Source organism: Bacillus sp. USDA818B3_A (assembly GCF_009928415.1).
In the GTDB taxonomy this organism is placed as follows: domain Bacteria; phylum Bacillota; class Bacilli; order Bacillales; family Cytobacillaceae; genus Neobacillus.
The window spans coordinates 1-482 of the sequence record NZ_JAABNN010000064.1; the positions used below are offsets into that span (position 1 = coordinate 1).

At 40.2% G+C, this 482-nt stretch carries 1 pseudogene; it reads right to left on the reverse strand.

Going from position 1 to position 482, the window contains the following annotated elements:
* Positions 1-482, reverse strand: a pseudogene (locus GXK58_RS26865) (phospho-sugar mutase); the annotation flags it as partial.

The following is a 482-nucleotide window of genomic DNA, read 5'->3' on the forward strand; positions in this document are numbered from 1 at the left end:
ATCGTTTTTAAGACCACACCATTTTTCGGAAGCGTTCCTTTTTCCTGTTTCTGAGTGAGGAGATAATCCAGCAGTAAAGCACCCGTCTGATTACCCGTTAAAACAACGTATTCACCTTCCTCATTTTGAACAGCGATCCCTAGACGGTCTGCATCCGGGTCTGTTGCAATTAAGATATCCGCTCCGATTTTCTTTCCATCACGAATCGCTAATTCAAAAGCAGCGTGTTCTTCTGGATTAGGGCTTTTAACTGTTGAAAATTCAGGATCTGGGAGCTCTTGTTCTTTTACAACGGAAACATTTTTATACCCTAATGCTTCAAGTCCCGCACGGACCAATTTATTAGCTGTACCATGTAAAGGGGTAAAGACAATTTTAATATCTGTTTCTTCTGCAAGGCTTGGGTTCTCTGAAATCGTTTTTAACTTTTCAATATAAACCTGATCGATTTCAGCACCAATCGTTTTGATTAGACCTGCATT